The 8,011-nt window shown below is 54.1% G+C and carries 5 protein-coding genes; all 5 read right to left on the reverse strand.

The window, feature by feature from the left end; genetic code table 11:
- Positions 1–405: 405 nt before the first annotated feature.
- Positions 406–1,806, reverse strand: a complete 1,401-nt coding sequence (locus ABYW01_RS08765) for a GTPase/DUF3482 domain-containing protein (RefSeq protein WP_372832120.1) — start codon at positions 1,804–1,806, stop codon at positions 406–408.
- Complete coding sequence (locus ABYW01_RS08770) at positions 1,803–2,936, reverse strand: DUF2868 domain-containing protein (RefSeq protein ID WP_372832121.1); 1,134 nt, start codon at positions 2,934–2,936, stop codon at positions 1,803–1,805. The genes ABYW01_RS08765 and ABYW01_RS08770 overlap by 4 nt, the downstream gene beginning before the upstream one ends.
- 137 nt (positions 2,937–3,073) lie before the next feature.
- Positions 3,074–3,241, reverse strand: coding sequence for a helix-turn-helix domain-containing protein (locus ABYW01_RS08775; protein WP_372832123.1), 168 nt, complete (start codon positions 3,239–3,241; stop codon positions 3,074–3,076).
- 586 nt (positions 3,242–3,827) lie between these two features.
- The gene (gene prpF, locus ABYW01_RS08780) at positions 3,828–5,006 is read right to left on the reverse strand and encodes a 2-methylaconitate cis-trans isomerase PrpF (protein WP_372832124.1); all 1,179 of its coding nucleotides are present in this window, start codon (positions 5,004–5,006) and stop codon (positions 3,828–3,830) included.
- A gap of 246 nt (positions 5,007–5,252) precedes the next feature.
- Positions 5,253–7,859, reverse strand: coding sequence for a Fe/S-dependent 2-methylisocitrate dehydratase AcnD (acnD, locus tag ABYW01_RS08785; RefSeq protein ID WP_372832122.1), 2,607 nt, complete (start codon positions 7,857–7,859; stop codon positions 5,253–5,255).
- Positions 7,860–8,011: the final 152 nt, after the last annotated feature.

An 8,011-nucleotide genomic window follows, 5' to 3' on the forward strand; every position in this document is an offset into this window, starting at 1 on the left:
AGAAGCAAGATCGTCTCACCCCTAACCACAATACCGCGTGCGGCATGGCGCTCAATGAGCTTGAGTCCACTCTCAGGCGAGAGATCATCGGGAGATACGTCAGGGTGAAATGCAGTTTTTATAACGTTCATATATGCGTGATCAGGCGATGCCACAAACAACTGTCGTTTGGATGAAGGAGCGCGATTATAGCCTCAAAATCAGATTCTTAAAATCCACAACCTCGGGCCCATCACTGCAGCCACCCACATGCTCTGCAACATTGTCTTCCTCGGAGGTCGCTATGATCCAGTCAACGGATTTTGAGTGCCAGGATAACTGCCTTTCTGCGATTATCCCCTTTGGAAATACGTCAGATGCCGTACTGTTAAATCGGGTGATCCGCTCCGGGCTGCCGGGAAAATCTTACTCTGACTGTTCAGTCGATGTTCGAGTCGTCATGGCCAATGTAGCGATAAACAGTGGTTCCAGAATATCTGCCAAGCCGGTGACGCTCTTTTGGCGGCTGAGCTTATCCAGTGCAAGATGGAGGTCTTTTTTCTCGCTCTTACTCAGCGCGTCCAGCAACTGGCTGACACCAATATCTCCCAGTTGCAGTGCACTGCGCTGGGCGTGGTTACGGTGGGCCAGTGCCCGGTAGGTAAACAGCAACCGGCCCAGCAGCACATAAGGGAAATTGCGGTTGGAGATCGGCCCCTGACGCGCTTCATAACCGCCCATCGGAATGCCTTTGATTTTGCTGGCTGCCAGACTGTTGGCGCCGAACCAGGCCGCCGATGAGCCAAGAACACCGCCACCAATGGCGCCGAGCATAAACGAGCTACCCGCCACCATCATATCCAGCGCGCCCCCGGCAGCGGCACCGGCCATCGCAGCAACGGTCGCCAGCTGTTTCCGGTCCAGCCCCCAGCCATACCATTTATCGGTATCAAACAGATCATCTGGCAGGCTCAGTTCAGTTGATTCGCAGGCCAGCTGGTGGTGCCGAAACACCGCCTGCAGCTGCAGATGGGCTTCTTTTTCACGCTGTCGCATCCACTGATAATAGCGCTGTTCCAGCAACAGCTGTAAGGATTCTGCCTGGGATTTGCTGGCCACTTTCTGGCTCAGTTGATACTGGGTCATATCTTCCAGTAACTGGGCGCAAAGCTGGCAGCTTTGCAGCCGTTGCCGGGCGATCTCGTGGTTAAACTCCGTTACCAGCAATTTCAGGGCAGCAGACCATGGCTGATGGATATGGGCAAAGGCTTCCAGCAGATCAATATGGTGATCTATATCGGCGGTAACCGCATTAAACACCCGCACTACTTTGAAATACTGCTGCAGCGCCTGTTGCCAGCTAGCTACATAGTCCTGATTTTCAATCGGGTTGATCAACGCCATGCTCGGCTGGCCGGTCCAACGCAGGATCTCCATCTCTGCTTCATATTCAGCGCTGTAAGGCCGCGAGCCATCCACCACATACAAAATGGCAGCCCCGGCCATAATGGGCCGTAGCAACTCGATCTCATCTTTAAACTGTGCCTGACACTGCGGGTCCTGCAAAAACGCTTCCACCCGTGCGCTACGCTTATCAGCATCAGGGTTGGTCTGATTAAGCCACGCCAACACCTTGCGGGGACGCTGAAATCCCGGTGTATCAATCAGTTGATAACCGGATTCACCCACCCGGATCTCAAAGGTTTCTGCGACCACGGTGGTACCGCTCTGCATCGACACCGCCACCCGATCATCCCGCGCTAACGTCGAGACAACAGAGGATTTTCCTTTATTGGGATGGCCGACTACCGCAAAACTCGGGGTCATTTCGATTCCTCATCAAGGCGGGGATTATCCAGCTGCAGCAACTGCCACTGCTCCAGCGCATGGCAGAAGCGCCGCCACTCATCCAGATGCAACGCAGACACCTGCGTAAAAGCATTATCGCGCCAATCCAGCGGCATCAACGCGCCATGGCCCTGCTGCAAAAAGTCATTCAATTCACCCAGCGGCGGCTCCCAGGCCGCAACAAGCACCAGCTTGCTGCGTGGGTCAGCCTCGGCGGCCAGCTCCTGATCCATCTCACCGTGGGGCCCGACTTGGAAAGTCTGTTCCGGCAGGCCCATCTGCTCAGTCACTTCATCTACCAAGCTTTGTGGCAGATCAGCCCAGAGTACCAGACAGTATGGTTGTGACATGGCAGAACAACTTTCCACCCTCTTCACCTGTACCAGCGCCGGAGCCTCCGGCGATCGATTAACCAGCGGCGCAGTGACAGGCATAACGGCATCAACCGGTTGGGCTGGCAGCGCATTAAAGCGGTAATTGGCCAGCCACAGTAGCAGCAGCCGGGGCAGAATGCCGTAACACAACTGTGACGCCACCAGGAATTTCCACCATAAACCGTACCCAGCACCTCCCGTCGGGTGCGCCACCAACCGCGAATCGCGGGTGCTAACCAGTAGCTCCAGCGCAGGCTGAGCGCTATCGATAAATGCCCAGGGCCCTGCAATTACAGCCAGAAACGGATAGATATCTTCGGCTGTCAGTAAGGTGCTGCGCCAGACAAACGACAGATCGTTGAACAGCAGCAAAGTGATAAATGACACCAGACAGCCGAGATTAAACGACAGCATCGCTTTCTGGCTCTGGCAGAATAACCAGGGCTGAAAGCGCCGTTCACGCTTTAGCTCCGGCAGCGCATCACGCCATGAACTGGGCCAGAGAGACAACCGGGCGAGCGCCCCAACCAGCAGCGGGGGCTTTTTCAAGGCAGAGAACAGCGCTAGCAACAACAACGAAAACAGCGGCACCACCACGTATAGCAGCACGAGATACATCAGATTCACCCGGCCTGCACTATCCCCTGCGGTTACTGCCACAGTGCTTAAAATCCCGGCAATAGCAGCCACAACGGCAATACCCCAGCTAAGGTGGGTATACGATTTGTTGGTCACGAAAAGATATCCTAAACCTAAATTTATAACGCATAGACGTGGCAGTGCCCTGAAAGCAGGATCACATTGATGCAATGTGCTCTGAAAGTACAAGGCCTGTTGCAATCACGCAACTTACATCCGGCCAGATCCAGACTCTATTCCGTCACCCCTGCTGCCCGATAACGTGCCAGCCAATTGTATACGGTTCGCTTCTTGATACCGAAGCAAGAAACTACCTCGAATACTGATTGCCCTCCCTTCAGCGAGCGCGCTCGACGATTAGGTCTCGATTGTGGACCGTGGTTCGTAGATTTTATGTGGATTGTTCATGCCAGTTATCGAATGTTGTTTGGCGATGACCAGTGTCTTGAATCTAGCCGATGTGAACGCCCCCTCTAGCATCTATACCTAACACTGCGTTAACGGGCCTGAAAAGCCGCAGGTTATTGGGGGAAGTCTCCGAGCGAGCTTGCTGCCTGACGTTGAACACCTTGTTATAGATTTTGTATACAGAAGCAAGATCGTCTCACCCCTAACCACAATACCGCGTGCGGCATGGCGCTCAATAAGCGTAAGCTCACTCGCCGGAGAGATATCTGCAGGGGACAGATCAGGGTGAAATGCAGTTTTTAAGATTCTCATAAATAAAGACCTACAGGGCCCATTGTTCCTTGCTCATTCTTGTTTCTAGCTGACCCAACCGATAAAAAGGTCCGACACTCGGTTATGCTCTCAGACGCTCAATGCTCTTTGGATCACCCAGCGCTCAACAGCCAGACATAATAACAGGCAGGCATAAAAAAACCCCGCCAAGGCGGGGCTGAATGAAGTACCAGAATGGTGGGCAATGATAGGTAAACCCACCACACACTATGGGGACTTCAAATTTAAACGCTCAGGGCATCGCCCTTAGAAGGAATCACCTGGAATACGTACCCAGCCTTCCATCAGTACACGAGCACTGCGGCTCATTGATACTTTATTAACTGTCCAGTCACCGCCGTTTTCACTGGCTTCAGCACCCACTTTCAGGGTGCCTGAAGGGTGACCAAAGGTAACGGCTTCGCGCTCACCACCACCTGCTGCCAGGTTCACCAGTGTGCCTGGGATGGTTGCCGCTGTGCCTATGGCAACCGCTGCCGTACCCATCATCGCATGGTGCAGTTTACCCATGGACAGTGCACGTACGTTCAGGTCGATATCCGCGCAGCCGATCTCTTTACCGCTGGAAGATACGTAGTCAGCCGCTTTATTCACAAACGCCACTTTAGGGGTGTGCTGGCGAGCCGCTGCTTCGGATACATCGCTGATCAGGCCCATGCGCACAGCACCGTGTGCACGGATGGTTTCGAAACGCTCCAGTGCTGCCGGATCGCCGTTGATCGCTTCCTGCAGCTCAGTACCGGTGTAACCGATATCTTCAGCATTCAGGAACACCGTTGGAATACCAGCATTGATCATGGTCGCTTTGAAGGTGCCGATACCCGGTACTTCCAGATCATCAACCAGATTACCGGTTGGGAACATAGCATCGGTAGCGTCCACCGGGCTCATGAAATCCACCTGCACTTCAGCGGCCGGGAAAGTCACACCGTCCAGCTCGAAGTCGCCGGTTTCCTGTACTTCACCGTTGGTGATCGGTACATGCGCAACGATGGTTTTGTTGATATTCGCCTGCCAGATACGGACCACACAGATACCGTTCTCAGGCACACGATCCGCATCCACCAGACCTTTGCTGATCGCAAACGCTCCGACCGCTGCGGTCAGGTTTCCGCAGTTACCACTCCAGTCGACAAACGCCTTGTCGATAGCGACCTGACCAAACAGGTAATCAACATCATGATCAGGCTGGCTGGTTTTAGACAGGATAACCGTCTTACTGGTACTGGAAGTCGCGCCGCCCATACCATCAGTCTGTTTGCCGTATGGATCAGGGCTGCCGATCACGCGCAGTAAAATCGCATCGCGCGCTGCACCTGGCACCTGAGCAACTTCAGGCAGGTCAGTCAGGTTAAAAAATACACCTTTACTGGTGCCACCACGGATGTACGTCGCTGGAATTTTAATCTGAGGTACGTGGGCCATAAGAATCTTGTCCTGTATAAGCTGGGCGGTGCGTCCTGTCTCAATCATCAGACCGGGACCGCGATTCAGAAAATGCTTAATAACAGTTACTGCCAAGCGTTTAGCTTCAGTAGATGTGGTTAAGCAATCTCGGTAGAGAAATTCGGTAGCGCGCTACCTACCCTGTGGAGCTCCATACCGGCCCACCGTTTTTAGACAGTGGACCGGACGGGTCAGGGATCAGTAGCGCCTACCGATCAGTCGTGCTTAAGCGCTAGCCAGGAAGTCTTTTGCGAAACGCTGCAATACACCGCCCGCATTGTAGACGTTCACTTCAGCTGCGGTATCCAGACGACATGTCACAGGCACTTCAACGGTCTCGCCGTTTGCACGGTTGATGATCAGCGTCAGATCACAACGTGGGGAGATATCGCCCACTACGTCGAATGTCTCTGTACCGTCGATGCCGTAAGTTTCACGCGTATCGCCCGCTTTAAACTCAACCGGCAGAACACCCATACCAACCAGGTTAGTACGGTGGATACGTTCGAAACCTTCAGCAACGATGGTTTCAACACCCGCCAGACGTACACCTTTCGCAGCCCAGTCACGGGAGGAACCCTGACCGTAGTCTGCACCGGCAACGATGATCAGCGGCTGCTTGCGCTCCATGTAGGTTTCAATCGCTTCCCACATACGGCTCTCGGTACCTTCCGGCTCGATACGTGCCAGAGAACCCTGCTTCACTTCACCGTTTTCGTCACGGCACATTTCGTTCAGCAGTTTAGGGTTCGCAAAGGTCGCACGCTGTGCAGTCAGGTGGTCACCACGGTGCGTTGCGTAAGAGTTGAAGTCCTCTTCCGGCAGACCCATCTTCGCGCAGTATTCACCCGCCGCACTGGACGCCTGAATTGCGTTGGATGGAGACAAGTGGTCAGTGGTGATGTTGTCACCCAGTACCGCCAGTGGACGCATACCTTTCATGGTACGCTCGCCCGCCAGAGCGCCTTCCCAGTATGGAGGACGACGGATGTAGGTAGACATTTCACGCCAGTCGTACAGCGGGCTTTCCGCCTGCTCGATGTCGCCCAGATCAAACATTGGGATGTAGATCTGGTTGAACTGTTCTGGCTTAACGCTCTTCGCTACCAGCGCATCGATCTCTTCATCGCTCGGCCAGATATCTTTCAGCGTCACCGGGTTACCGTTTTGGTCGTTACCCAGTACGTCTTTTTCGATATCGAAACGAACAGTACCCGCGATAGCGTAAGCAACAACCAGCGGTGGAGATGCCAGGAATGCCTGCTTAGCGTGTGGGTGGATACGGCCGTCGAAGTTACGGTTGCCGGACAGTACAGCGGTTGCGTACAGATCGCGATCAACCACTTCTTTTTCGATCACTGGATCCAGCGCACCGGACATACCGTTACAGGTAGTACATGCGTACGCCACGATACCGAAGCCCAGTTTTTCCAGCTCAGGCAGCAGACCTGCTTCTTCCAGATACAGTTTTGCAACTTTGGAACCCGGCGCGAAGGAAGACTTAACCCATGGCTTACGGATCAGACCCAGCTCGTTGGCTTTCTTAGCCACCAGACCAGCCGCCACAACGTTGCGTGGGTTAGAAGTGTTAGTACAAGAGGTGATCGCCGCGATGATAACCGCGCCATCCGGCATCAGGCCTTCAGCTTCTTCAGCTTGGGCAGCGGCCAGCATCTCATCACTTGCGATACCACGTTCGTTCAGTGCGGAAGTAGGCAAACGACGGTGCGGGTTCGATGGACCTGCCATGTTACGTACAACGGTAGACAGATCAAATTCCAGTACACGCTCGTATTCAGCAGCAACCAGATCATCAGCCCACAGGCCAGTTTCTTTTGCGTACTGCTCAACCAGTGCAACCTGCTCAGGCTCACGACCGGTCAGCTTCAGGTAATCGATGGTCTGTTCGTCGATGTAGAACATACCAGCAGACGCGCCGTACTCAGGCGTCATGTTGGACAAGGTTGCGCGGTCACCGATAGACAGGGTCGCAGCACCCGGGCCGAAGAACTCCAGGTAGGCAGAAACGACTTTCTCGTTACGCAGGAATTCAGTCATCGCCAGCGCGATATCCGTCGCAGTGATACCCGGCTGACGTTCGCCAACAATCTTAACGCCGACGATGTCCGGTAGGCGCATCATGGATGGCAGGCCCAGCATGACAGTCTCAGCTTCCAGGCCACCCACACCAATCGCGATAACACCCAGTGCATCAACGTGTGGCGTATGGGAGTCGGTACCGACACAGGTATCCGGGTACGCAACACCGTCACGGTTCTGGATCACCGGAGACATTTTCTCCAGGTTGATCTGGTGCATGATGCCGTTACCCGCCGGGATAACATCAACGTTATCAAATGCGGTTTTACACCATTCGATGAAGTGGAAACGGTCTTCGTTACGACGGTCTTCGATCGCGCGGTTCTTTTCGAACGCGTCCGGATCAAAGCCAGCGGCTTCAACGGCCAGAGAGTGGTCAACGATCAGCTGTGTTGGAACAACTGGGTTTACTTTGGCTGGGTCACCACCCTGATCTGCGATTGCATCACGCAGACCGGCCAGGTCAACCAGTGCAGTCTGACCCAGAATGTCATGACACACTACACGTGCCGGATACCAAGGAAAATCCAGGGTACGCTGACGGTTGATCAGCTGTTTCAGAGAATCAGTCAGTGCAGCCGGATCACAGCGACGCACCAGCTGTTCAGCCAGTACACGAGACGTGTAAGGCAGCGTAGCGTAAGCGCCTGGCTGGATTGCTTCAACCGCTTCACGCGTATCGTAGTAATCCAACTGGGTGCCAGCTAATTGTTTGCGGTGTGCAGTATTCATAACATAACCCACGAGAAAATTTGTTCAGGAACGGTGCAGGATGCAGACGGAGAACCACGCCCTGCCCCTTATATTCTTATATTGAGATGCGCTCCAACCGGAGAGGCTGGAGCAGACATCTCTTAGCTCAATGCAGTGCGCGCTGAGCTTAT

It is taken from the genome of Pontibacterium sp. (assembly GCF_041587635.1).
Classification (GTDB): domain Bacteria; phylum Pseudomonadota; class Gammaproteobacteria; order Pseudomonadales; family Balneatricaceae; genus Pontibacterium.

What these genes read in the sequence shown, in the direction of transcription:
- ABYW01_RS08765 (WP_372832120.1), bottom strand. Translation starts at nt 1,806, where the DNA reads ATGACCCCGAGTTTTGCGGTAGTCGGCCATCCCAATAAAGGAAAATCC.
- prpF (WP_372832124.1), bottom strand. Translation starts at nt 5,006, where the DNA reads ATGGCCCACGTACCTCAGATTAAAATTCCAGCGACGTACATCCGTGGT.
- acnD (WP_372832122.1), bottom strand. Translation starts at nt 7,859, where the DNA reads ATGAATACTGCACACCGCAAACAATTAGCTGGCACCCAGTTGGATTAC.